22 protein-coding genes are annotated in these 22,727 nt (G+C 60.8%); 19 read left to right on the top strand and 3 right to left on the bottom strand.

Features of this window, described 5'->3' with window-relative positions:
* The first annotated feature begins 34 nt into the window (after window positions 1–34).
* The 6 genes from U1708_RS16010 to U1708_RS15985 all read left to right on the top strand — a co-directional run bounded on the left by U1708_RS16010 (window position 35) and on the right by U1708_RS15985 (window position 5,119).
* The gene (locus U1708_RS16010) at window positions 35–1,321 is read left to right on the top strand and encodes a S41 family peptidase (RefSeq protein WP_332746830.1); all 1,287 of its coding nucleotides are present in this window, start codon (window positions 35–37) and stop codon (window positions 1,319–1,321) included.
* Window positions 1,322–1,524: 203 nt separating this feature from the next.
* Window positions 1,525–1,857 (top strand): hypothetical protein, encoded by a 333-nt coding sequence (locus U1708_RS16005; protein ID WP_332746829.1) that lies wholly within the window; start codon window positions 1,525–1,527, stop codon window positions 1,855–1,857.
* Between the two features lie 411 nt (window positions 1,858–2,268).
* The gene (locus U1708_RS16000) at window positions 2,269–2,571 is read left to right on the top strand and encodes a PadR family transcriptional regulator (protein ID WP_332746828.1); all 303 of its coding nucleotides are present in this window, start codon (window positions 2,269–2,271) and stop codon (window positions 2,569–2,571) included.
* A 71-nt stretch (window positions 2,572–2,642) separates the two neighbouring features.
* Window positions 2,643–3,206: a hypothetical protein gene (locus U1708_RS15995; protein WP_332746827.1), complete on the top strand. Its 564-nt coding sequence runs from the start codon at window positions 2,643–2,645 to the stop codon at window positions 3,204–3,206.
* Window positions 3,207–3,394: 188 nt separating this feature from the next.
* Window positions 3,395–3,784, top strand: coding sequence for a hypothetical protein (locus U1708_RS15990; protein ID WP_332746826.1), 390 nt, complete (start codon window positions 3,395–3,397; stop codon window positions 3,782–3,784).
* 189 nt (window positions 3,785–3,973) lie between these two features.
* A complete protein-coding gene (locus U1708_RS15985; RefSeq protein ID WP_332746825.1) occupies window positions 3,974–5,119 on the top strand; it encodes an alpha/beta hydrolase in 1,146 nt (381 codons plus the stop codon).
* Between the two features lie 383 nt (window positions 5,120–5,502).
* Here U1708_RS15985 and U1708_RS15980 read toward each other — a convergent pair whose 3' ends face one another.
* The gene (locus U1708_RS15980) at window positions 5,503–7,242 is read right to left on the bottom strand and encodes a hypothetical protein (protein ID WP_332746824.1); all 1,740 of its coding nucleotides are present in this window, start codon (window positions 7,240–7,242) and stop codon (window positions 5,503–5,505) included.
* 800 nt (window positions 7,243–8,042) lie between these two features.
* On the opposite strand from U1708_RS15980, the gene U1708_RS15975 reads away from it, so the two are divergent.
* Genes U1708_RS15975 through lysA form a run of 4 tightly spaced genes read left to right on the top strand, consistent with a single transcriptional unit; the run spans window position 8,043 to window position 10,349 of the window.
* A complete protein-coding gene (locus U1708_RS15975; RefSeq protein ID WP_332746823.1) occupies window positions 8,043–8,306 on the top strand; it encodes a hypothetical protein in 264 nt (87 codons plus the stop codon).
* 8 nt (window positions 8,307–8,314) lie between these two features.
* Window positions 8,315–8,836 (top strand): class I SAM-dependent methyltransferase, encoded by a 522-nt coding sequence (locus tag U1708_RS15970; protein WP_332746821.1) that lies wholly within the window; start codon window positions 8,315–8,317, stop codon window positions 8,834–8,836.
* Window positions 8,833–9,096 carry a hypothetical protein gene (locus tag U1708_RS15965; RefSeq protein ID WP_332746819.1) on the top strand — a complete coding sequence of 88 codons (264 nt, stop codon included), beginning with the start codon at window positions 8,833–8,835 and terminating at the stop codon, window positions 9,094–9,096. Before U1708_RS15970 ends, U1708_RS15965 begins: the two co-directional genes overlap by 4 nt.
* A 20-nt stretch (window positions 9,097–9,116) precedes the next feature.
* Entirely contained in the window at window positions 9,117–10,349 is a 1,233-nt protein-coding gene (lysA, locus tag U1708_RS15960; protein ID WP_332746817.1) for a diaminopimelate decarboxylase, read from the top strand.
* Window positions 10,350–10,554: 205 nt separating this feature from the next.
* Here lysA and U1708_RS15955 read toward each other — a convergent pair whose 3' ends face one another.
* The gene (locus tag U1708_RS15955; RefSeq protein ID WP_332746815.1) at window positions 10,555–12,186 is read right to left on the bottom strand and encodes an ABC transporter ATP-binding protein; all 1,632 of its coding nucleotides are present in this window, start codon (window positions 12,184–12,186) and stop codon (window positions 10,555–10,557) included.
* Between the two features lie 596 nt (window positions 12,187–12,782).
* On the opposite strand from U1708_RS15955, the gene yghU reads away from it, so the two are divergent.
* Window positions 12,783–13,676: a glutathione-dependent disulfide-bond oxidoreductase gene (gene yghU, locus U1708_RS15950; protein ID WP_443030064.1), complete on the top strand. Its 894-nt coding sequence runs from the start codon at window positions 12,783–12,785 to the stop codon at window positions 13,674–13,676.
* Between the two features lie 112 nt (window positions 13,677–13,788).
* Window positions 13,789–15,114, top strand: coding sequence for a metal-dependent hydrolase family protein (locus tag U1708_RS15945; protein WP_332746813.1), 1,326 nt, complete (start codon window positions 13,789–13,791; stop codon window positions 15,112–15,114).
* A 223-nt stretch (window positions 15,115–15,337) separates the two neighbouring features.
* On the opposite strand, the gene U1708_RS15940 is transcribed toward U1708_RS15945, so the two are convergent.
* Window positions 15,338–16,255 (bottom strand): hypothetical protein, encoded by a 918-nt coding sequence (locus U1708_RS15940; protein ID WP_332746811.1) that lies wholly within the window; start codon window positions 16,253–16,255, stop codon window positions 15,338–15,340.
* Between the two features lie 443 nt (window positions 16,256–16,698).
* Here U1708_RS15940 and U1708_RS15935 point away from each other — a divergent pair, with 443 nt between their 5' ends.
* The 7 genes from U1708_RS15935 to U1708_RS15905 all read left to right on the top strand — a co-directional run bounded on the left by U1708_RS15935 (window position 16,699) and on the right by U1708_RS15905 (window position 22,537).
* Window positions 16,699–17,226: a hypothetical protein gene (locus tag U1708_RS15935; protein WP_332746809.1), complete on the top strand. Its 528-nt coding sequence runs from the start codon at window positions 16,699–16,701 to the stop codon at window positions 17,224–17,226.
* A 257-nt stretch (window positions 17,227–17,483) separates the two neighbouring features.
* Complete coding sequence (locus U1708_RS15930) at window positions 17,484–19,199, top strand: MobA/MobL family protein (RefSeq protein ID WP_332746806.1); 1,716 nt, start codon at window positions 17,484–17,486, stop codon at window positions 19,197–19,199.
* Between the two features lie 113 nt (window positions 19,200–19,312).
* Window positions 19,313–20,059, top strand: coding sequence for a hypothetical protein (locus tag U1708_RS15925; RefSeq protein ID WP_332746804.1), 747 nt, complete (start codon window positions 19,313–19,315; stop codon window positions 20,057–20,059).
* Window positions 20,060–20,165: 106 nt separating this feature from the next.
* Window positions 20,166–20,675: a hypothetical protein gene (locus tag U1708_RS15920; protein WP_332746802.1), complete on the top strand. Its 510-nt coding sequence runs from the start codon at window positions 20,166–20,168 to the stop codon at window positions 20,673–20,675.
* Window positions 20,675–21,235 carry a hypothetical protein gene (locus tag U1708_RS15915; RefSeq protein ID WP_332746800.1) on the top strand — a complete coding sequence of 187 codons (561 nt, stop codon included), beginning with the start codon at window positions 20,675–20,677 and terminating at the stop codon, window positions 21,233–21,235. The genes U1708_RS15920 and U1708_RS15915 overlap by 1 nt, the downstream gene beginning before the upstream one ends.
* Window positions 21,232–21,768, top strand: a complete 537-nt coding sequence (locus tag U1708_RS15910; protein WP_332746799.1) for a hypothetical protein — start codon at window positions 21,232–21,234, stop codon at window positions 21,766–21,768. The genes U1708_RS15915 and U1708_RS15910 overlap by 4 nt, the downstream gene beginning before the upstream one ends.
* A 169-nt stretch (window positions 21,769–21,937) precedes the next feature.
* Complete coding sequence (locus U1708_RS15905) at window positions 21,938–22,537, top strand: hypothetical protein (protein ID WP_332746798.1); 600 nt, start codon at window positions 21,938–21,940, stop codon at window positions 22,535–22,537.
* Window positions 22,538–22,727 lie beyond the last annotated feature (190 nt).

Below are 22,727 nucleotides of genomic sequence, written 5' to 3'. Positions count from 1 at the left end.
CCTCATTATGGTCCTCCCTTTATTAGCTTTCTCCATGCCACCGTCTGCCGGCGCTCAAACCGTCACGGCTTCGGCCACGTCTGCACGGACTTCCAATCTCGACGCGGCCGCCCGCACAGCGATCGTGGCGCGCTTGTCGACCGAGTTGCGCAGCAAATACGTTTACTCGGATGTCGGCGAGAAGGGGGCCGCCGCGATCACCGCCGCCGCAGCGTCGGGGGCCTACGATCGGATTGTGGATCTGTCCACGTTCGCCACGCGACTGACCAAGGACCTCCGCGGCGTCATGACCGACAAACATCTGATTGTGTTCGACACAACGAACCGGCCAGCGTCGAGCGTTGCGTCGATGCCAGCCGGAGAGGCGGGGATCGTCCGCGCTGATCGGCTGCCCGGCGGAATCGGCTATCTCCAAATTGACGGGTTCGCCAACCCCTGGGCGTTCAAACCAGCGCTCGACCGCGCGATGGCGGGGTTGGAGGGCAGTCGCGCCTTGATCCTCGACATGCGCGGCAACGGAGGCGGAGATCCGGCGTCGGTAAGCTACCTAGTCAGCTTTCTTCTTTCTGCGGGCAAGCGGACCAAGATCAACAGCATCGTTGAGCGTAAGGCAGGGACCACCGAGCTCAGGCGCGATTCCTTCTTCAGCGAGCCGACCCCGGTCAGCTTCGCCGGTGTGCCTGCCTATGTCCTTACGAGCGGCAATACCTTTTCGGGCGGCGAGGAGTTCGCCTACGACATGCAGACGCTGAAGCTCGGCACCGTTGTCGGCGAGGTGACCGGTGGCGGCGCGAACCCCGGGGAGCGTATTTCCATTGGACACGGTGTCATGGCGTTTATCCCGACCGGTCGTGCGGAGAGTCCCGTTACCGGATCGAACTGGGAAGGGCGTGGCGTGCAGCCCGATCTCAAGGTCCCCGCCGCGGATGCGCTCGCCACGACGCTACGCCGCCTCGGCCAAGTGCCCGCTGCCGCTACGATCGAAGCGGCGTCCCCCGTCTCAGTCTTCGCGCCGCGGACCGTGGCGCTCAAGGGCGGGGAGGCAATGCTGCGCCGCCTCTTTGCCGGCCGTACCGCGCCTGAGCCTGATTACACGTTGATGAAACCGGACGCCTCAGAGGCAGGCCGCGCGGCGCTGGCGGCTACGCACCGCCGCCTGCAACCACTTCCAGTTCCGCAGGCCATCCGCTTTCGACGGCCCGATGGGTTCGGGTTCGATGAGTTTACGCTCGTCTATCCCGATCGCACCCTTCTCGTCGGAATCATGCTCGACTCAGACGGCAAGTTTATTGACCTTATCGGTCCTGATCCTAGCAAGTAAGTAAGCTGTGCCTTTTCTCTAAAACTGAAGCGATGGTTGGGAATTGGGGGTTTGGATCGCGAACGACATGGACCATTGTTTTTCCCCCGCCAGCCATGTTGTTGCCCAAATAATGTGGAAATTGAAACAACACGGTCGCCACCGGAACAGCCGATAAGCATTGCCGTGGCAGGAGATGAAGCTGTGCTCGTACGGAATGCTTCATGGTAATGAGCGCAGCTGTGGCTGCCTTTTTTGCAGCGTCTGGTGCTCAGACTACCATCACGCCGCGGATGGCCGAATTCGATCTTGAAAAGGTTCATCGTAAAGAAGCGACTTGCGCAGACCGCAGCCCGGCCGATGAAATAATCGTTTGCGCTCCCAAGAACATGAACATCTGGATTTCTGACGCGGATAAGGCAAAATTTGCATCGAAGCCGCTACGCGGTGAGTTCACAGGGCCGCTTAACGCAGAAACAAAGCTTCACGTAATTCAAAGCCAAAACCCTGCGGTTGTAACACCCGCTGCGGCGGTAATCCTAAAGTGGCGCTTCTAGCGCTTTTGGCCCGCCGATTTTACGTGAACGAACGAACGGCCGGTTTGGCTGTACTGGGAAGAGGCCGTAAGGCTCCGCTTGTGGGTCCGGCCGGAAGCCGGAGGGCAGGGCGTTTTTCGCCTCCTATCGATCATCTATTGGTAGCTTTCGTATCCCAATTTTGGCCGTTTGTTAATTGCGCTTCATGATTGTTGCCCGCGACCAAGTTCAGCAATTTGAATCGCTCGATTTGGTCGATCCACGTCTTTGGCGGATCTCTCGGAGCTGGGCGCTTTGTGACATACGGTCCACAGACCCCGTTTCCCTCGCTGACCGACAGCAGGCACTTACCAACGTCGAAAAGGCGGATTGGGGTGTCCATACTGCCTGCTGGGCGGTTGACAGATAACTCTACTTAAGTTGAGTAGGGGCATGGGCCGTAATCGTCGACCATCGAAGCAAATGCTCCTCTTGTTGGAGGCGCTGTCGGCGCATACTCAGCAGTGGCGCTACGGCTACGATCTGATGAGAGAAACGGGGCTCCTGTCTGGAACGCTGTACCCGCTACTGATCCGCATGACCCATCAAGGGCTCGTCGAGGCCGAGTGGCGCGAACCGGAACGCCCTGGCCGTCCTGCTCGACATGCGTACCGTTTAACGAATGCTGGAGTGGCATTTGCGCGGATGGCGACACCTGCCGGCCCACTGACCTTCACCAAGGCCGCTTTCGCGTGACACTAGCTGTTTCGCGGGCTTTGCTGTCAATGGCCAGTCGGTCTCTCGGCTCGGATCGCCGAACCTGGGCGATGGCTATGGAAGCGGAGTTCGAAGCCGCAGTGGAGGATCGGCGTCCATTCCTGTTCGCTCTCGGCTGCCTGTTTGCAGCGTGGCGAGAGATTGGGAAGCACAGCGAAGGACGCCTCATCCTTGCGAACTACGCGCTCGCCCTGGGGTTACTCATCCCGATGGCAGTTCTGCAGTTCCAGCAGGCGGTCGGCTTCCTATCCTCGGCAGGAGGTCCGCCTTTCGGCATCCCAAGCGCCGCCGACGGACCGAATCTCTATTTGATCTGGTCTCAGAACAGCGCCATCCCGATCTTGCTTATCACATGGCTTCTGCTCGGTATGGCGCACCTCTATCTTGCGTGGATGCTCGTAGAGGGGGATTGGCCGCGCATCGTGAAGTGCGGCACGCTGATTGGAGCGGCAATGATCACGCTGTCGCTGTTCATGGGCGTATTGATGCTCGATTTGTCGTCCTTGAGGGCGCAAGTTGCGGAGCTGGCGATCGAATTTGTGGCGGTGGTATCTATTTCGCGCTGGCACATTCGGGTTCTTGCCGGCGCCTCGCGCGATTTGCTTGCCCGGTAGCTTGTAGGGACCCTTCAACAATCCACGCGGCTGGTTGGACCTCTGCGAACCTCTTGACTCATAAATCTACATATGTTGCTATATGTTTAGCACGAGGGTGGCGAGGCTCAACGCGGAGGGGCGACGAAACGCCGAAGCCGTGTACGGGTTCAGAGGAACAGCGTCCGACACGCGAAAGGGAAGCGAAGATGCGACGTGTACTTAGCATAGGTGTCGTTGCAACCGGCACTGTCTTGCTCATCGCTTTATTTCTCTTCGTTCGTGAGCCTGTTGTTGACGCCAGCGCGAACGGCCTGTTCGCAAACGACTTCTGTGGCACGATAAAGCTAGCCGATGGTGAGATGCTGCTCAACGATCAGCAAACCATATCCTACATTGTCGGTAGAGATGCAGATGGGCCGTACATCTTGCCACGCTTTGATGTCGGCGCCGTATCCGATCAAGGGCTCGACGTGGATGGAACGCGCTCTGTGCGCAAGCTGCGCCTCGACAGGCTACCTTCAGCGACAAAGCTTACGCTACATGAGGGTTTGACACCCTATGTCTTCAAAAGGCTGACGCCAAATCTTCGCAACTAATCTCGAAGTATCTGTTAATCAGCTTGAGTGATCAGGTTCGAAGCCAGCATAGCTGGACCCTCAAATCTACATATGTTTCCGTAGCGGGAGCCAAGGCTGCTGAACGCTACGAGCGACTGGTCGGCAGAGAACGGTGGGAATACTTCGGCACGGCATACCGGCCGTGCTGCACGGTGAGGAGGTGGAGCAATGATGAAAGCCATGACCAATGCGTTCCGGGGGCCCCCCATACGCCTATTAGCAGTCCTTCTTCCGCTTCTCGCGACAGGCATCGCGGGCCGCGTAGAGGCGCAGTCACAGGCAGAGGTCGGCAAACCTTCGCCGAACCGGCTTGGCTTGGCCGTGCCCGGGCCGATCGCAACCGATGCTCGCATTTCATCCGAGCCGGATGTTGTTTTGGCGGGAACGCTGTACCTGCCGGCAGGCCACGGCAAGGGTCCCTATCCCTTGGCCGTGATGATCCAGGGGCATGGACCCAATAAACGTGGCGGCTTTTCGGAGCTAATCAAACGCCTGTCCGCCGACGGCATCGCTGCTCTGGAATATGACGAGCGCGGGGTCGGGCAGTCGACCGGCATCTATGAAGAGGATCCCGAGCGGCTGACCGCGGACGCTGCAGCCGCTGTTGCGGCGATGCGCCATCGCTCGGATATCGCCGGCAGCCGCATCGCTTTGGTCGGCCATAGCGGGGGCGGTGTGATCGCGCCCGCTGCGGCGACTGCCGATCCCGACATTGCAGCCGTGGTGACGCTGGCGGGCAATGTTGGCGACGGGCTGCCTTACGTCAGGAAGGGGCTTTACAGGCAGATGATGAAGATGGTTGTCGGCGGCCGTGACACCCTCTTCGGCCCGGCGACGGATGCGGCTATGACTTTGCTCCAGGCTCGCGTGGACAGCAGAGATGCGCCAACGATCTCACGCCTTCGGGCAAACGCTGTCGACCGGTTCGAGGCAGCGGGGTTCCCGCGGCCGCAGGCGGAACAAGCGCTCGCGATGATCGACGTTCCAGAGGCCTGGAAAGGGAGCAAGTTACGCTCGGCCTCGGATCTCAAGGCCCTGCACATACCCGTTCTAGCGATCTACGGGACCAAGGATACGGTGGTGGACGACGCACCTGCGGCACGTGCCGCCTTGGCGAGCAACCCCCGCGCTCGAGTTGTGATGCTGGCCGGGCTCGGCCATTCGTTCCAGGAAGGCGCAGTCGCAGGCGCGCTGGATGAGGCGTCGAAGTTGGGCCCGTACCTCGGATCACCTCGCCTTGTGGCAGTCGTTGGCGACTGGCTTAGAGATACACTGTCGCCGAAAAGTGGCAAGGGTATACGACAAGTGCGGTAACGCGCACGTTCTCGCCGCTCGACGACTAGTCGATTGCTGCTTCTGGGCGCCGGTTCTTAGCCTTTAAAGGGCGCTTGACGGCGCTAGGTCGCGGTCCGCTCGACATGAACGTTCATCGGGTTTGTGCCTGTTCTGACTCGAACAGTAGCCGTTCCGCTCTCCTCTCTCATTACGAGATTCGCGAGCTGATAGCCGGACTTCGAAATCGGTAGTTCGCGAAGATGAACCAGCGTCCGAAGTTGGGAAGCGAGGGAAGGGGCGTAAGCGTCCGGATGTGGGTCAGGGAGAATATGCAAGCGGGTCTGCTGTACTCAGCCCCTTAGGGCATGCGGACGCATATCGAGTCCGGTTTCGATGCAAATTCAAACCTGTGAAGACGCGGACTATCTCGAGCTACCGTCCAAGCTAAGGTTCGCATTTAGTACGATCCCTAACATCGTTTCTGATTTTTTGGACGATCCATCGGCCTTCGTCCCACCCCAAGTATAACCGAAGCGCAGACCGCTATTAAACGTTCCGCTGGTATCGTTTGCGAACAATACCGGGATCGCAATACCGCCTTCGTCATTGCGAACGTCGTAGGTGAGTCGAGGGGCGAGCATGATCGGTGGAACAAACCAAAAGGGGCGGAACTGCTGCCTCCACTCCCCGCCGAGCACGACTCCGGTCTGCCGTTGTGGGCGCGATATGTTCGCTTTGGAGCATGTTTGATTGGTGACGAAGGCCTGCCCGGTCGTCGGTGCGGGACAGATCTCGATATCGCGGAAAGCCTTATCGATCTCATCTCGTCGCGTGACCGCGACGGTTGCGATCCACGTCGTCCCGCCATTCCACCCAAGCAGCCCCGGCCGATCCTGGAGGTTCATATATCCGAGGCTGTTAATTGAACGTTCTCGACTGAGGTGGAAGAACGCTTTGCTGCCGAGCGTCCAATTGTAGTGAACCTCACTCTTAGTAACTAAGGTGGCGAAGTTGGTTGGGAATGACGCGGGATCGATCACGGTCTTCGTTCCGCCGGGATCGAAGGGATCGGGGACGGTTGTTAGCAGAAAAGGATAGTAGCTGAATTTAGGACGAGAGACCTCAAAATAGCCGCCCGCTCCAAAGCGCCTGAATTTATCCTTGGGAGGTCCCCAGAAAACCTCGTTGTACGCCTTGACCGCGTCCGGATTCGCAAATCCTCCGTCGTCTACTTCAAAAATCCAGCGAATGAGGTTCAAACCTTCACAATCGTTTTTCTCCGCCTTGAGGCACTCCTTCGCCAGATCCTTTGCCGTTCCTATCGCCCGATTGCGGGTCAGGTCCGTCCGCTCGGATCTGGCGAAGCTCCAGTTAAGGTCGCCGAACAATGCAAAGTTCGACGTTAGCCGATCCTTTTCTCCAAAATTGGCGATGGTTGCTGCCTGTTTGTCCTCTTTGTCGAAATCGGCTCGGACCCCGAGAGAACCTGACAGTCTCGACACGCGCTGCAAACGATACTCCGTGTTATCGCTGACTCGGTCGCGATCATCCCTCAGACTTTTGTAGGACCGGGCGAGAGAGATGCTGATCGACGCCGAGCTGCCGCTTGAACCGCCTGCGACGCTGGCGCCGACCCCCGTCGTCGTCTGCGCCATGAACCGGTTGATTGCCTCGTCTTTCAGCACGAGGCGTTCGCAGGCTGCGCTCACCTCCGTGTAGGCAAGCGTTCTAATGTTGCGCCGCTCGGAAGTGCAGAGCGCTGGATCGGATGGGTCAGCAGAGGCGCTAAGAGCTTTGGCAGCTTTTTTTTGGTCGCTCCTCTCGGCAGGCGTAATGGGCGGTTTCGTGTCTTCAGCATTTTCAGTTTTATGTATTGGCCCAGACGTGTTTGTAGCTTCCACCGTAATATGGCGATCGATTTCCGGCAGTGCGCCGTCCAACGATGTCATCGCTTCGCGCGCCGCCTCCGCATCATGCTCCGCTCTTTGCGCTGCCGCTTCGGCAGCGCGCGCGGCCTGACGGGCCAGCTTGGCCGACTCCTCTGCGCGGCGCACGATCTCCCTTACCTGGTTCTGGTCGACGATGGCCCGATCAGGCGATGCCTGCAAAGGCTGCGAGGCTGCTAGCCCGGCAACGGCGAGAGCATATTTCGATATGTTCACTGACTTTCCCCCCGGAAGTCTACCGCGCTTCGTTGTGGCCAGTTAGCCAGCTCATCTATAGTGTATATACACTCTTGTAGGCGCAACAGAAAATCGACCAGAAAATGCAACTTCTCGCATAGGTTCTTACAAATCAGTATTTGGGATCTAAAATTATAAAAGTAATGAGGGAGTTTCGGGAGGCTGCGCTCAAGCCTTGAATGTCGTGTTTTGGGTGGGGAGGGGCGCGTGCAGCAAAGTCATATCGGCGGAGTTAGTTGCTGCTACCTCGTCAACATGCTTAGGAATGCCGGCCGTTTCACTGATCTCAATATCTTAAGTAATGGTAATAACGCTGTCCCTATTTTGGCTGCCGCCGGGACGTTCCAAAGTCAGAAACTCCGCGCTCTGTGCTATCATGGGGCTGGTCGTCGCCAACGTTATCGTAATGAACGTTTTTCGAGCGCGTCGCGCCACTTAGCTGACGGGGGGCAACCTTCTCATTTTGCGTTCTACAGACAGCTAATCCGGCGCGACAAGCTGCCGTCCAACCAAATGAACGAATGGCGGAAGTTGGGAAGCGGGAAAGGGGGCATGAACGTCCGCAACTGGGTCGTTGCGTTTCTCTGTTTAACGTTTTGGCCGGTGAACACTCGTATCGCGAGAAACGAGTCCTTTGAGTGCCGAGAAGGCGGTGAACCAAGCGCAATGCTATGCGCGCACTATGCGATCGGCTTGGATCGATCTCGAAGCGCTATGCCGTGACCCGTACATACCGGGGGCGGGCAGGACGCTCGCGATACAAAAGGCACTCAGGCGAAATGTCGTCCGAACCCATATCGGAGCCCGATCCTACCGGGCTCGTCATCTATGTCGGCCAGGATCACGAAGGCCATTGGCTGGTCCAGGACAGCCGGCGCACTCTCGAAGGCCGCTTCATCTCCTACGGTGCCGCGATAGGCTACGCACAGGCCGAGCGGGACATCTACCATGCGAGCATCGAGATCGCCGAACGGCCGCTCACGCCACTCGTGTCCTTTACGCCCGTCGGTCGCGACGAACGCGCCTTGCCGCGCGCGGCGTGACGGGAGGGATGGCGATGAACGTCCACAATCTACCTATCTGGTCGCATACCGTCGTCGGCGCGATCAAGCGGACCTGTACTGCGCAACCCGGCTCGGAGGCGGCGGTTCATGACCCGCGCTGGCCCCGTATCGTGGCCGCCTTGTTGGCATTACGGTCCAGCGGGCGGCATGCGGTCCGCATCGTCGATGCCGACTGCGGTGCCGGAACGCTGCTGCTACATGCGATGCGACATGCGAGGCAACTGGGCTTCACCGCCGTCGAGGGACATGGGATCGATCGGTCGTCGCTATTGATTGGCCGCGCTCGGTTGGCGGCGAGGCGTGCTGCCGACCCGGCTCTCGGTGTGGACTTCGAGGTGGCGGACATGGTCGCCGCCGTGCGAGACGAGCAGGACCTGCCGGCCGATATCGTGATCTGCCACGACCTCGAGAGAGACCGTCGTCCAGAAACAGCGCGTGCGGTCCGGAACGCCGGGCGAATCGTCATCGCCGATGATGCCGCATGCCATGTCCAGGGAATCGCTGCATGACCCGTCGCGATATCCTCTGGCGCGGAATAGGCGGGGTGCTGGCCGTCGGAGCATGTGGCGTCGCCGCGGCACTGAATGGGTCGGCGATCGCGATGCTCGTGTTTCCGATCGCGTTGCTGGGCCTGACGCTGATGATCAACGGCAAACGCGTGGTGGTGGTGCTGCAGGCCGAACGTCATGGTCACGGGCATACCGCCGAAGCGATCCACGCCGTGCGCCTTCGTCGCTCCCGCCGGCGCGTCGCTCCGCCCTATTCCTGATTACCGGACACCGAACACTCATGACCTATTTCAGTTCGCGGGCCGGCGTCCTGTGCGCCGAAGGCGTGCCGCTGCCCGTCATCGCCGAGGCGGTGGGAACGCCCGTCCACGTCTATTCCGCCGCCGCGCTGCGCCATGCCGCACACCGTTTCAGGTCGGCGCTGGCGATCCTCCCAAGGGTGCGGGTCGCGTTTGCCGTCAAGGCGAACCCGAACGGCGCGGTGCTACACCTGCTTGCCGGGTGCGGCTTCGGCGCCGACATCGTCTCGGGCGGCGAGATGCGGCGCGCGCTCGACGCGGGGATCGCGGCGTCGGACATCGTTTTCTCGGGCGTCGGCAAGACCGATCGCGAACTCGCCGATGCGCTCGCTGCCGGCGTCGGGCAGTTCAACCTCGAACTGGAGGAGGAGGGCCAGGTGCTCGCCGCGCTGGCGCGTGCGCGGGGCAGGCGAGCGACCGCGGTACTGCGGGTCAATCCAGACGTCGATGGCGGCACGCATGCCAAGATTTCGACCGGACGGCGCGGCAACAAGTTCGGCGTGGCGATCGCCGACGTCCCCGCAATGTACGATCGACTAGCTCGCCTCGACGGTCTCGACCTGGTCGGGGTCGCGTTGCACATCGGCAGTCAGCTGCGCGATCTCGCACCGCTGGAGGAGGCCTATGATCGGATCGGCTCTCTCGTGGCGGACTTGCGAAGGCGTGGCCATGTCGTCAGCCGCGTCGATCTCGGTGGCGGCCTCGGCATACCCTACCACGCCGACGACGTGGTTCCGACGCTCGACTCCTATGCCGCTATGGTCGCCAAGGTCACGCGCAACTGGGATGTCGAACTCACGTTCGAGCCGGGGCGGGTGGTCGCGGGGCTTGCTGGCGTGCTGATGACGCGAGTAATCTGGGTGAAACCGGGTGCGGACCGTCCGTTCTTGATCGTCGATGCCGCGATGAACGACCTCGCGCGGCCGGCACTGTACGATGCCTTTCATCGGTTCGAAGCCGTTACGCCCAACGGCGAGCGGATGGTCGCGACCATCGCTGGCCCGGTCTGCGAAAGCGGCGACGTGTTCGCGGTCGCGCGCGACATCGACCGGGTCCGCCGCGGCGACCTCGCCGTGCTTCACGCGACCGGCGCGTATGGCGCGGCGATGGCGTCGACCTATAATTGCCGCGCGCTCAGCCCGCAGGTTCTGGTCGACGGCGACCAGTTCGAGATCGTCGCCGATCGCTATCTCCCCGAGGAGTTCGCGGCGTAGGGAGAGGTCAGGTGAGGTAAGCGTGAACGATTTCGACCAGCTCCTCTGCCGCGACCGTGTGCGGATCGTCGCGCAATGGGCCACCGTTGGTGACAAGACAGCTCGAACGCGTTTTGTCTAATGCCCGACAACGTGAACGAATGTCCGAAGCCGGAAGCGCAAAGAGCCCTGCGAATGTCCGCAACTGGGTCGTAGGCAATTCTAGTTATCGATACCCAGCAGCTTGAAGCTCGAACAACTCAGCGTATCGCCCGCCGGCGGCAAGCAGTGCGTCATGCGTACCCGATGCTTCTACGCGGCCATCGCTGAGAACCAAGATGCGGTCTGCCATGCGCACGCTGGAGAACCGGTGTGAGATCAGCACCGCCGAGCGCCCCGCGCTGAGTTCCCGAAACCGCTGGAACACCTCATACTCGGCGCGCGCATCGAGGGCGGCGGTGGGCTCGTCCAAGATCAGGACCTCAGCGTCGCGCATATACGCGCGGGCAATTGCCATCTTCTGCCATTCACCCCCCGACAGATCGACGCCGTTGCGGAACCGCTTGCCGATCATCTGATCGTAGCCGCCGGGCAGCTTGGTGACGACGTCGTCCGCGAGGGCGGCGGCGGCGGCGGTCTCGATCCGTTGACGATCACCGCGCGCCTCGATGCGGCCGACCGCGATATTGTCGGCAGCTGGTAGATTGTAGCGCACGAAGTCCTGGAAGATGACGCCGATCGCGCCGCGCAAGGCATCGAGATCAAAGTCGCGCAGGTCTCGACCATCGAGCAGCACGCGACCCTCTACGGGGTCGTAGAGCCGGGCAAGCAGCTTCACGAGCGTCGTTTTCCCGGCGCCATTCTCACCGACCAGCGCCAGCACTTCGCCCGGTGCCAGGGCAAAGGACAAATGGCGTACCGCCCAACGCTCCGCACCCGGATAGCGGAACCCAACGTCTTCGAAGACGAAGCCCTGGCGGACCGGGGAGGGGAAGGGCAATGCATTCTCGGGTGACCTGATCCCGGGCACGGTCCGTAAGAACGAGAACAGATCGTCGATGTAGAGCGCCTGGCCCGCCGTCGCAGAAAAACCGCTCAGCAGACCTTCGAGTAACCCACGCAGCCGCAAGAACGATGCGGCGAGAAAGGTGAGGTCGCCGATCGACAGCGATCCGGCGACCGCGCGCCAGGCGATGTAGGCGTAAGCCGCATAATAGGCGATCGTACCCAGCCCAGCGAAGCCGGAACCCCAGACGGCGCGACGCAGCGCAAGCCGGCGGCTCGCATCGTAGGTGTCGCGCGAGATCGTACGGTAGCGGTCAATCAGGAACGCGCTGAGGCCAAAGATCTTGACCTCCTTGGCGGTATCCGCGCTGGCGGCGACTTGGCGGACATAGTCGAGTTCGCGCCGTTGCGGTGTACGGACGTAGCTGAGCGCGTAGCTCAACGCATTGAAGTGCGCCTCACCCAGGAACGAGGGTATCAGGGCGACGGCGAGCAGTACCATCAGCCAGGGTGCGTAGACGACCAGCCCAGCGGAAAAGCTCACTACCGTGATGATGTCCTGCGCCTGCCCGAATAGCTGGCCCATCAGCGACATGCGCCCGCTTGCCTGCATTCTCGCGCGATCCATGCGGTCCTGAAAGGCCGCATCCTCGAAGTCGGCCAAATCGAGGGTCGCGGCGTGCTTCATCAGCCGAACGCTGGCATCATTGCTGACGCGGTCCGAGAGCAGGCCATCCACCAAAGACACGACACGGCCCAAAAGATCGGAGGCGATGGCGAGAGCTAATTCGGCGAGTAGCAGCGCCTCCAAGCGGCCGAGCAGGCCTGATCCCAGCCAGGCGGTAAGGCTCACGGGATGAACAGTTAGCCCACGTAGTTGGACAACCTCGTCGATGATGAGCTTGCCCACGAACAAGGTAGCTACCGGTAGCAGAGCTCTTACCAGCCGAACCGCAAGCGTGACCGCAGTCAGCGATCGACTGGTGCGCCAAACCATGGCGAGGAACGGCGGCAGGTTCCTAAGCGCGCCCAGTCGCTCACGCCACGTGGTTGGCGGAAGTGGCATTCCGCGACCGGGCCTGCTGGAGACCGCCATCTATAGTCTGCCAAAACATGTTTGGGCCGGCCGCCCAGATGTCGAAGCCGAATGCGCAAGGGTCATTTGCGTCCACTACTCGCCAAGGGCAGGGGCGTGTAGCGGTTTTGCCATCTCGAAATAGCAGAGAGAGGCACCCCTGGGTTTCTCGGTGTCGCTCGGTCTAGCCAGGCAGAGACCTCGAAATCAAAACTTGAACGAGTGGCCGAAGTCGGGAAGCTAGTGGCTCGGGGTAGATTGTGGGTCCTTCTGACGGCTAATAATAGGCAGCCTTCCACCCGGCGACTGCCCTTGCGCATAACCGTGCAACGGCTCAATTCGGCGAAGCAGAGCGAAGATTGTGGAGAAGCCTGATGAACGAGATGGCCGAATACACGTCGCCTAGGGTCTGGACCTGGGACAAGAGCAGCGGAGGCAGGTTTTCCAACATAAACCGCCCGATCGCTGGTGCCACGCACGACAAGGAACTCCCCGTCGGTAACCACCCGCTCCAGCTCTATTCGCTTGCAACGCCCAACGGCGTGAAGGTGACTGTGATGCTCGAGGAGCTGCTCGCCGCCGGCCATACGGGTGCCGAGTATGATGCCTGGCTGATCAAGATCATGGACGGAGACCAGTTCGGCAGCGGCTTCGTCGACGCCAATCCCAACTCGAAGATCCCCGCGCTGGTCGATCGCAGCGGCGCGGAACCCATCCGGGTATTCGAGTCGGGATCGATCCTTGTCTATCTTGCCGAGAAGTTCGGCGCGTTCCTCCCGACCGATGTCGCAAAGCGCGCCGAGGTCCTGTCGTGGCTGTTCTGGCAGATGGGTGCTGGGCCAATGTTGGGTGGCGGCTTCGGGCATTTCTACGCCTACGCACCAGTGAAGATCGAATATGCGATTGATCGTTTTGCGATGGAAGTGAAGCGCCAGCTCGACGTGTTGGACCGGCGCCTGGGCGAGAGCGAATATGTCGGAGGCGATGCCTATTCGATCGCCGACATGGCGGTGTGGCCTTGGTACGGCGCGCTCGTAACGGGGCAGGTGTATGATGCCGCCGAGTTCCTCGAGGTGGACACATATGAGAACGTCCTGCGCTGGACCGACTTGGTCGGCGCGCGACCGGCGGTCAGGCGTGGGCGGATGGTCAACCGGATCTTGGGCGATCCCGCCAGCCAGCTCCACGAACGTCATGATGCAGGCGACTTCGACACCCGGACGCAGGACAAGCTCGAAGGAGCAGCGGCGGAAAGCCAGACGCGGTGACGCGCTGGGCCCGCACGGGCTGACGTCAACCGCTTGGACGGTAGCTGCGCTCGACATGTCCTTTTAGGTCTTCGGGATACCCGAAGCGTAAGGCGAGAACGGGGGAAAGACCATGCGGTGGTTGACGACGATAATGCTGACGGCCGCGGCGGTTTTGCTCGGACCCGCGGGGCCCCTGCCGGCGTCCGGTCCGGCATCGATCCTCCTGAAACCAGCCGGCGTCTTCGACGGCGCGGATGGGGTGGTTCATGCCGGTTGGCAGGTGCTGGTCACGGGCGACCGGATCGTCGCCGTGGGGCCCGACCTGTCGGTGCCCGCCGATACGCGCATCGTCGAACTTGCCGGGGCCACACTGATGCCCGGCATGATCGAGGGTCATGGGCATCTGTTCCTGCACCCTTACAACGAAGCCAGCTGGGACGATCAGGTCCTGCATGAGCCGCTCGCACTCCGCACCGCGCGCGCGGTCGCAAATGCCAAGGCAACGTTGCTCGCTGGCTTCACCAGCGAACGCGATCTCGGCACGGAGGGCGCGGGCTATGCGGATGTCGGACTGAAGGCCGCTATCGATCAGGGTATCGTACCGGGGCCGCGGCTGTCGGTCGCGACGCGGGCGATCGTGGCACTGGGCGCCTATGGTCCGAAAGGTTTCGAGCCTGGCGTTGCCATCCCCCAGGGGGCTGAGGAGGTGTCGGGGGTCGATCAGATGGTGGCCGCGGTGCGCCGCCAGATCGCGGCGGGTGCGGACTGGGTGAAGCTTTACGCCGATTATCGCTGGCGGTCGGGCGAGGAGAGCCGGGCGACGCTGAGCCTCGCCGAGATCATGGCGGCGGTTGCGGCGGCGCATGATGCGGGGCGACCGGTCGCCGTCCACGCCGCCACCGCCGAGGGTATGCGACGTGCGGTGGCCGCCGGAGTCGACACCATTGAACATGGCTATGGCGGTACGCCGGCGATCTTTGCAGCCATGGCAGCCAAGCGCATCGCGCTGTGCCCGACGCTCGCTGCATCGGACGCGACGTCGCATTATCGCGGCTGGAACGGCAGCGAACCGGCGCCGCCTGCTGTCGCGCTCAGTCGTTTAAGTCTGACGCTGGCCCTTAAAGCAGGAGTCCCGATCTGCGTCGGCGGCGATGCTGGCGTGTTCGCGCACGGGCAGAACGTGCGCGAGATGGAATTGTTGGTCGATGCGGGGATGCGCCGTGCGGACGTCTTGATCGCCGCGACCTCGGGCAACGCGCTGTCGCTCCATCTAGCGGACAAGCTGGGTACGGTGAAACCTGGTCTTCTAGCCGATTTGGTTGCGGTATTGGGCGATCCTACCGCGGATATCGTCGCGCTTCGTCGCGTTCGGATGGTTATGATGGGTGGGACCATCGTCACAAACTGGTTCTCAAGCCATTTACAACCGCCCTCTCGATCCGATGTCCGAAGATGAATGAACGTCTGGAGATGGCGATCCAAAAACAGGCTCCGAACGACCGAATGTGGGTCGCACAGGACGGACACTCAATGATCGGGAATGGGCCACCATGAGCGGTCGCCATCGACTTTCAGCGAGAGAACTCGACGAACCAGCCAGCCGAGGGATCAACTATCTGATGCAGAGCTCGATCCTCGAACTCGTGCGCCAACACCCTACAAACCTTCGCTGACAAACCTCACCCGGCCCGATCTTTCCCGTCCTCGGCAGCAGCTCCCGGCTCGGTCCGATCGAGTCCGCTGAGCACCTCGTCGCGATCTGAAGTGGGAGCGCCACGACGCACACTGTTACTGCGGTCCTCAGCGTTGCGTTTGGGGCGCCTTGCGACCGCACTGAGGCGCTGGGACACGTAATTCCGGTTCGCCAACTCGTCGGCGACCGGCTGATGATACGCTTCGAGCGTGCTCAACAACACCCGGTGCAATATAACTTCGAGCGCGACGTCTCCGCAGTACATATCCAGCAGTTCCTGGATCTTGGCGCTGGTCGTCTTGCGGTTCGCCTTATGGGTTTCCAAGTTCTCCAAAGCTGCCATGTCCAGCGAGTCCTCGTATTCAGCGTCCGGTCGCAAATAGCCACTGATGGCGCGCACCAGCGTCCACATCGGGCCCATGGCAAACGGAGCCGCGAACAGGCGCCCAGCCTCCGTGATCATCCGATACACGACTACTGCCCGAAGCTGATTATCAGCGGCTTGCAGTTGTGTCGCGCTGTCCTTCGCGGCCGACTTGGCAGCCTCGAGCTTCTCCTCAAGATCAGATACTATGCTGCGCGCTTCGACATCGCGGCGTGCAGCTGAAATCTGCGCGCCGCGAGCTGATTTTGGCTGCCCTTTGTCTGGATCAACCAAGGTAGCCGGTGCGGGTGGCGTAGAGCCGCCTGACAGCCAGACATTCCATTGTTCTGCATCGAGTTGAGGGGGCAGGATCCCCAGCACGCCGCTGACCAGATGATCCGTCTGAGCATCCTTGTCGAACAGCGCGGCCACCCGATCGATCGCGAGCGGATCTTCGTCAGCAATCGCCATGACAGACGCCAACACATGTGCGATTGCGGCATTGGTCGCTGGATTGAGGTTCCTTGGTTTGTCGGTCATCGCATCACCTTCTTCGTCGCTCGAGATTGAGCTCCAAGAAGCGGATTACCCTCGATGGACTGCCGGTGAGGGGTATGCCAAAATGTATCGAGCGCGCGTCACGCGCCTGGACGTGCACGCGAGTGCGCCGGAACGCGCCGCGCACCTACGCACGTGTGCGCACGTGCGTAGGAGGCTGATAGGGCCTCTAGTTTTGCGCAATATTGCTAACTCGCCGGGCGGGTGGTTAGCCAGAGCTTCGTAGGCCGCCGCGGCATGTAGCCTTGCGGGCGACGTGGAAAACCCGTCGCTATGCCGCTGCCCCAAATGGGCATCGGGGTCCTCCCGCTGCGCGTCCGGAAGGCAAGTGCAAGGAGCTATGATAATCTTTCAGGGGGGGGCTTTCGCGAGCGGGATCAGGCAGTCACACTATTCCCGATCGAAGCCAGCGAAAGGCCGCAGTCGTGTCGGTGCCGTCCCACATCAAGTACATGACCAGTGCCTTGCGGACGTACATCGATCGGCAGGCATTGGAGGATCTTGGGGGCAAGAAAATCAGGCGTATCCGACAGTCTGATCTCAAGAAAAAGTCGGGCGGGGGCGGTGGGAACCGGTGGCGCGCGCCCTGCGACTTGCGACGGCCGGCGCCGGCAGACGGGCGCCCGACGTCGCGGTCCGGCGCGACGAGTTTTCACTTCGCGCTGACGTCGAGCAGCAAGACGTCAGCTGCTGCCGGTGCCGCAGCGGCTGCGGGCAGTGGAGCCGCCGAGCACGAACGCTACATCAGCGCAGAAGAGAAAGTTGAGATCGTCTCCAGTGCCGTGTTCGATCGGTATCTTGGGCGCGTAGCCGAGGCGGGACTGGAGCCCGACGAGGACACGCGAGCAGAGCTTATGGGGACGAATATCGGCGACACTCAGGACGAGCGGGCGGCGTTCTGGGAGGCTGCAACCGACCATAGCCGAACACCGACGGAAGCCAGGATATTTTAAATCTAGGTCTCGGCGCGCCGGCCGATTGGCAGGCGTTGGCAGATGACGACAACACTCCTGACCGGGTCGCCAACTACGCCCGGGTTGTGGTGAACGTTCGCGCACCGCGGCAGGGGACTGGAGCCAGTCCGAAGCTGGTTCCGCGTAGGCTAGACGCTTTGTCCGCCGCTGAAACGGAATGGGCCAGCAGGCTTGGAAACAAATTTGGCCGAAACTGTAAAGAGCGCCTTGTCCACTTCGCCAAGCCACGAGGAGGCTTGGTCCAGCACCGCCTGGTCGCCGAGTTCCCCGACGTGTTTGGGCTCGCGCAGAAATGTGCGGTGGTCGCGGCATTGAAGGCCGATTTCGAACGGCTAAAGTTCCGCTACACGATCGTTGTACATACCCCTGATCATACCAACGACGGCCGCAACGAGCATCTTCACGCGATATGGTACGAAGGCCCATGCGAGCGGACCGCCGATGGCAAATGGTCCTTCGACCGTTCCGCTGGAGTGGGTGTGAAACTCAGGCCGGGAGAGATAGCTCGGATCCTTCGAGACCCGGTTGTGCCGCGTCCTGATACAGACAATCCCAGAGAGCTCGCGGCCGCAGATGTCCGGGTATTGAGGGCCAGGTTCGCGGGCTATTGTAACCGCGAGTTGGAGAGCCTCGGATCTCGCCGCCGGCTGGATCCTCGGCGCTACGAAGATATGGGGATCGACCAGGAACCGAGCGAGCATCTTGGGACCGACGCTGCTCGTTTGGTGGCTGCAGGCGTTTCTGTCGACGTTGATTACGCCAACGCGATGAAGACCTGGCAGGCCCGCCAACGCGCATTGGACGCCGAAGCCGAACAGTCGCGACAGGCCGTGGCAAACGTAATCACCGAGGCAGCGGAACTCACCTACGCGGCGGTCGAGACCGACAAGTTGCAAGCGGCATCCGACGCCGCGATTGCTGCCAGGCGAGCGCTCGATCTTGTGGACCTGTATGATGAAATGGCTCGCTCGGCGGCTCTGCGTTTGAAGCGAAACGTCGAAGGTGTTCTGATCGGCATAAAGAACAAAAAGGCCTCCAGGGACGATATTCTTAACGAGAAACATATCCGCGCCCGCCACAATCTGGCGATCGGGCATTTAGCCGAAATCGATGAAGGCATAGGCATTTGGGTCGAAGGTCTAGGCACGTTCAGGAAGGACGTGGAGAACCTTGAAGCGAAGTCTCATTGCCTGAGTGAAGGTGTCCGGGATGAGATCAAAAAGGCTAACGTCACAGCCCAGCGATCTGCCTCGCGAGACTGGGCGTCCAGCACGATCCTGCCGATCAAGAAGTACCCGCAACGGCCAGCCCCACACGCGCACTTCACCGCGCTCAAGGCATTGATCGAATCACCGCAAGCAAGACTGAACGTCATCGCGGATGGGGCTGGCCACTGGGTCGACGGCATCGGAACAGCCGACCAGGAACTGCTCAAGCATCCTGAGGTCGCAAACCGTGCGAAACCGTTTTTAAGCGCGGTCCATGTGACGCAGAGATTGGCAATCTATCGCCTCCACAGCTTCATTGCGCAGCATGGTGTAGGTAGTCTGGATCCGCAGAAAGCGAAGGGCAGAGGGGACGTCCCGAAGGCGATCGCCAATATGTTAGCCCTCTACTCCCAGCACCCTGAATATCTCGCGGGTGTCGCCGCCTCGGACGAAGAATACCATCGCCACAATCCGGCTCCTGGACCGGTTCAGGTTCCCACCCTGGTCACCGACTCTGCACCGGCAGTTGGCGCCGAACCTGCGGACCTGCGGACCATTCAATCCGCTCCCGCAATGCCCGCCGTTATGTCGGTGCCGAGTGTCAGGGCGGCGGCAACTGAAACGGCCAGCTCAGTTAGCCGGAGCGATAAACTGTCGGTGATTGATACGACTGCTCCCGTGCCTGCTGAAGACGGCCGGCAGATCGTCCCTCGGGTCGCGATCCAGCGCAAAAGCGAACGCTGACGCCGTTGTATGTTCCAGGCGAAGCCATCCAGCTTGCGACCAAGCAGGAGGGGGTATCGGCAAGAAGTGTCGACGTTGACAGCACAAGTACCATTACCGTCCCGCCAAAAAGCATGGTCGAGTCAAACGGTACGGAACGATCGTTTGACGACGTCCGTCCCGTGGAGCTATCGCAAATTGATATCTCCGGGAAGACAGCCGCGCGCGCCAAGCGCGCGCAAGCCACAACCAATACTTCGGCAACTGACGTCTTCAAGGATGCCTTGGAGAATACGCCTTCGCCGTCGGCTGGCCACGAGCAGCCCCCCTCGCGACAATTACCGAGCCGTTCTTCCGAAGACATCTTGCGTGATGCTCTTGCTCAGCGGCCGCGCAAAATCACGGCGATCGGTTTGAGGCTTGGGCCTTTGGAGGATGAAGGCAAACTACGACGGGGGCGGGATCATGGCGGAAAGGCACTGGAGCAGCCAACTGCTCGTGACGAAGACTGGGTAACGAAGGCTGTCGCCGATTTCAAAAAGTCTTCGACGTTTGCGTCAGCCACATCAGAAGATCGTCATTGGTTCGATGCCGAGGTTCGAACGATTTTGATCTATTCGAAAAATGGCAAACTGGTTGGCAGGATTGATGACGGTCACCTTGGCTATCAGGCAGTATCCGACACCATCGCCGCTGATATGAGAGCGTTCGCAGGACACAGTTTGGGATGGAATCTGCTTCTTGAAGTAGCGAGTACGTACGGGGCCCATATGACGGCGCGAGAAGGGGAGGGATGGGTAGCGGTATCGCGTCCAACGGTGACATCCGACCAGAATGTTCAGCCATCCGGGCGGTCAGCCGGACCAGAACCGACGCGATAGAACGGTTAGGTAAAACGGGAGGATTGGAGCTGGAATTTGCTCCGCTGAGAATGGTGAAAATCAGGAAGGGGGAGCGACCTAGCTAACGCTTTCAAAGGAATCCTTCTTGAACTCCCTGAACTATTTGCCGGTTGAGGCCGGTAGCGACTTACGCGACCCGACCGATATCCTTCGTATCCTCACGCTCGGCCGCAACGTGGCCCTTAGCAGACTGGCTGCGGGCTTCACACGTGCCGGAAACATCCTGTTTGCCAGCTACAGCGCCAACGAAGATGCTCCAACGGCATCAGTGCGCCGGGAGGCTGAACGACACCGGCTCGACGTCGTTCTCGCGAGCCATGATCTGTCGCCGCGGTGTACAATTCCGGTGGTGTTTGATCTCGGTATTCAGACGCGGCGAGGATTGGTCTGGCATTCTCCGCTCCGTCCATGGTTCGACGGCCCGGATGGCGCTGGGTGCTTCATACCCATCGATCCCGTAACCAAATTGCACATTTGCGTCGAAGGTGACCGGCTCGTCTGTGTTGCTGGTCATCCGTGGACGAGCAGCCAGGGAAGGGGGGCCGGGCTGCTCAGGGCTGACGCAGCGTACCGACGGCTCCTGGGCGACGCGTGATGGATTATGCATCGGAGCGCGATCCGCTACCCACTAGCATCGGCGCCGTCGATATCGCCCACGGCATTATCCAGTCTGCTTACAAAGGCAAAGCGAACACGGTTACCGGCGCTATCGCGCGCCGGGCGATGCTGCACGGGGCGGACCAGGTGAATGCGCACAACCTCGAACTTCTGCTACCGCCGTCTGCGCCAGATCTGCTGACGAACCTCGCAACGCTTGTTCCGTCGTACGAGGGGCAACTGATCCCGGGGCAGGTCGACCTGCTAGGCGTGACTACGCTTCGGTTCGACTACGCCATGCCCTGTCACCGGCAATGGGAACTCGCGCGAGGATGGGCGGCATTGTACTTCGCCGAACGGCGAAACCTCGTCGTTCAGCTGATCCACCATGTACCCGGTCTCGCCGGGCGTACGAACAAGCCTCACATCCACTGCCTGTGGATGGTTCGTGCGCTGCATGGCTGCGTGTTCGGCGCGTTTGCAGACATCGCCAAGCCAGGCTCGAAAACGCTATTGGCCACTGAATGGGCTGCCTATCTCGGGAGCCGCGGACGATGAAAGGATCTCACCTCGATCTCTGCCATGCTCACGTCCGCGCGCTCGCTGCCTTTCTGCGCTATCTGCCGGGTCCGATCTTGTTCGAACCGGAAAGCGTAAGTGAATTGTCGCTCACGCAGGTTACCGTTCCTACAGCACGGCTTTTCGTGCTCGTTCCAGATCCCCGGGTGGTTCTGTCCGTGGCGGCGGTCTACCGTACGGTCGCCCGGTCCGGGCGCGATGCTATCATTATCCATATGGGCGGCGCCATGTCGAACAAGCCGTTTGTTTTCGATATAATGCTTGGCTGCCACGATGATGTGGACATGTTCGAAGACTACCGACTCCATTTGACCGCAGATCGGACCGCGACGTTCGTCCCGCCAGATGTGGGCGATGCTCTGCAGATGACGGCAAACGGGCTTCGCCGAATGTGCGAGCTCCCTTTTGCTACCGCAGTTGACCGCCTGGAAGGCGTTGCACGCGCGAATGTGGAAATGACAATGGCAGCTAACGGTGCCGAGTGCTTCGCCCAGGTAGGCCGGCTGGGCTAAGATCGGGTTGGTTGCATAGCCGGCCAAGTCCGCCCTGCGACACATCGGAAACGGCTCTCGTGGTTTGTCAGGTCCGCCCAACAATGACTTAATCGACAACTGACCCGAGCGGCTGTGTCTGGGTACAGTACGCCAAGCAAAAAGACTGCGTCTGGTGGTGCCGGGCCTGATGTGGTTGCTGCAGATGATGAAATTAAGGGCGAGGGCGCGGAACGCAGCCATCCGCGCCTTGCCCGTTCAAGGATATGACATGTACTCTATTACTCCCGAACTTCGGGCAGCGCATGCCCGCGCGTTAGTCGGTGCGCTACGCCTCGCAGAGATTGCCCCTTGGTCGTTTCACAAATGGGCGCTCGCGTTGTCGCCACCGTTCTGCAGTTACCTCTACGTTGCCTCAGCCGAACTTTTGCTGGTGCCGTCGGTAAATTCGGGTCCGCGCGACATGCAAATTGTCGGACGCGGCATGCGCGACGCACGCAGCGATGCGCTGATTGTCTCGCCGAACCTCGATGATGATGGGCAACTCGCGCTGCGCTATTCTCTCGGAATATGGCACCGCGACGCCAATGCCTGGTATGGGCCGCTTCTACTTTGGATGGCGAGCAGCGGCGAATTATGGCTCGTGCCCGACGCGGCGGCCAACGCTGACAGAACGTGTTTCAGGCTTACGTCTTCCCGGTTTTCACAAGGTGAAGTGCCGTGGCGCGATGCGGCCGAGCGATCCACTGGACTTTGTCGTGCGCAAGCGTTGACCAAAGAGCCGGGGTGAGAACGGCGCTGAAAGGTCGGACCGTTGAGGCGATGGGGAGAAATGTCCGCGGGAATAATCCGTCGGAGGAAATACGTGAAGATCAATAGAAGTCCCTGCACACCAGCATCACTACGGGGCCGCATTGCCAGATTACCCAAAATAGTGCGCATCGGCGCTGCAGCGTTGTTGATGTGTGCGGTCGCTGGGC

It is taken from the genome of Sphingomonas arabinosi, from assembly GCF_036663715.1.
GTDB lineage: Bacteria > Pseudomonadota > Alphaproteobacteria > Sphingomonadales > Sphingomonadaceae > Sphingomonas.
Note: the sequence above shows the minus strand (reverse complement) of the source record. Positions and strands in the feature narration are given on the sequence as shown.

Coding starts and splice junctions, on each gene's coding strand:
- U1708_RS16000 (WP_332746828.1), top strand. CDS start 2,269: ATGGGCCGTAATCGTCGACCATCGAAGCAAATGCTCCTCTTGTTGGAG.
- U1708_RS15990 (WP_332746826.1), top strand. CDS start 3,395: ATGCGACGTGTACTTAGCATAGGTGTCGTTGCAACCGGCACTGTCTTG.
- U1708_RS15925 (WP_332746804.1), top strand. CDS start 19,313: ATGGTCGAGTCAAACGGTACGGAACGATCGTTTGACGACGTCCGTCCC.
- U1708_RS15970 (WP_332746821.1), top strand. CDS start 8,315: ATGGCGATGAACGTCCACAATCTACCTATCTGGTCGCATACCGTCGTC.
- lysA (WP_332746817.1), top strand. CDS start 9,117: ATGACCTATTTCAGTTCGCGGGCCGGCGTCCTGTGCGCCGAAGGCGTG.
- U1708_RS15965 (WP_332746819.1), top strand. CDS start 8,833: ATGACCCGTCGCGATATCCTCTGGCGCGGAATAGGCGGGGTGCTGGCC.
- U1708_RS16005 (WP_332746829.1), top strand. CDS start 1,525: ATGGTAATGAGCGCAGCTGTGGCTGCCTTTTTTGCAGCGTCTGGTGCT.
- U1708_RS15985 (WP_332746825.1), top strand. CDS start 3,974: ATGATGAAAGCCATGACCAATGCGTTCCGGGGGCCCCCCATACGCCTA.
- U1708_RS16010 (WP_332746830.1), top strand. CDS start 35: ATGCCACCGTCTGCCGGCGCTCAAACCGTCACGGCTTCGGCCACGTCT.
- U1708_RS15945 (WP_332746813.1), top strand. CDS start 13,789: ATGCGGTGGTTGACGACGATAATGCTGACGGCCGCGGCGGTTTTGCTC.
- U1708_RS15905 (WP_332746798.1), top strand. CDS start 21,938: ATGTGGTTGCTGCAGATGATGAAATTAAGGGCGAGGGCGCGGAACGCA.
- yghU (WP_443030064.1), top strand. CDS start 12,783: ATGAACGAGATGGCCGAATACACGTCGCCTAGGGTCTGGACCTGGGAC.
- U1708_RS15940 (WP_332746811.1), bottom strand. CDS start 16,255: ATGACCGACAAACCAAGGAACCTCAATCCAGCGACCAATGCCGCAATC.
- U1708_RS15975 (WP_332746823.1), top strand. CDS start 8,043: ATGTCGTCCGAACCCATATCGGAGCCCGATCCTACCGGGCTCGTCATC.
- U1708_RS15995 (WP_332746827.1), top strand. CDS start 2,643: ATGGCTATGGAAGCGGAGTTCGAAGCCGCAGTGGAGGATCGGCGTCCA.
- U1708_RS15910 (WP_332746799.1), top strand. CDS start 21,232: ATGAAAGGATCTCACCTCGATCTCTGCCATGCTCACGTCCGCGCGCTC.
- U1708_RS15915 (WP_332746800.1), top strand. CDS start 20,675: ATGGATTATGCATCGGAGCGCGATCCGCTACCCACTAGCATCGGCGCC.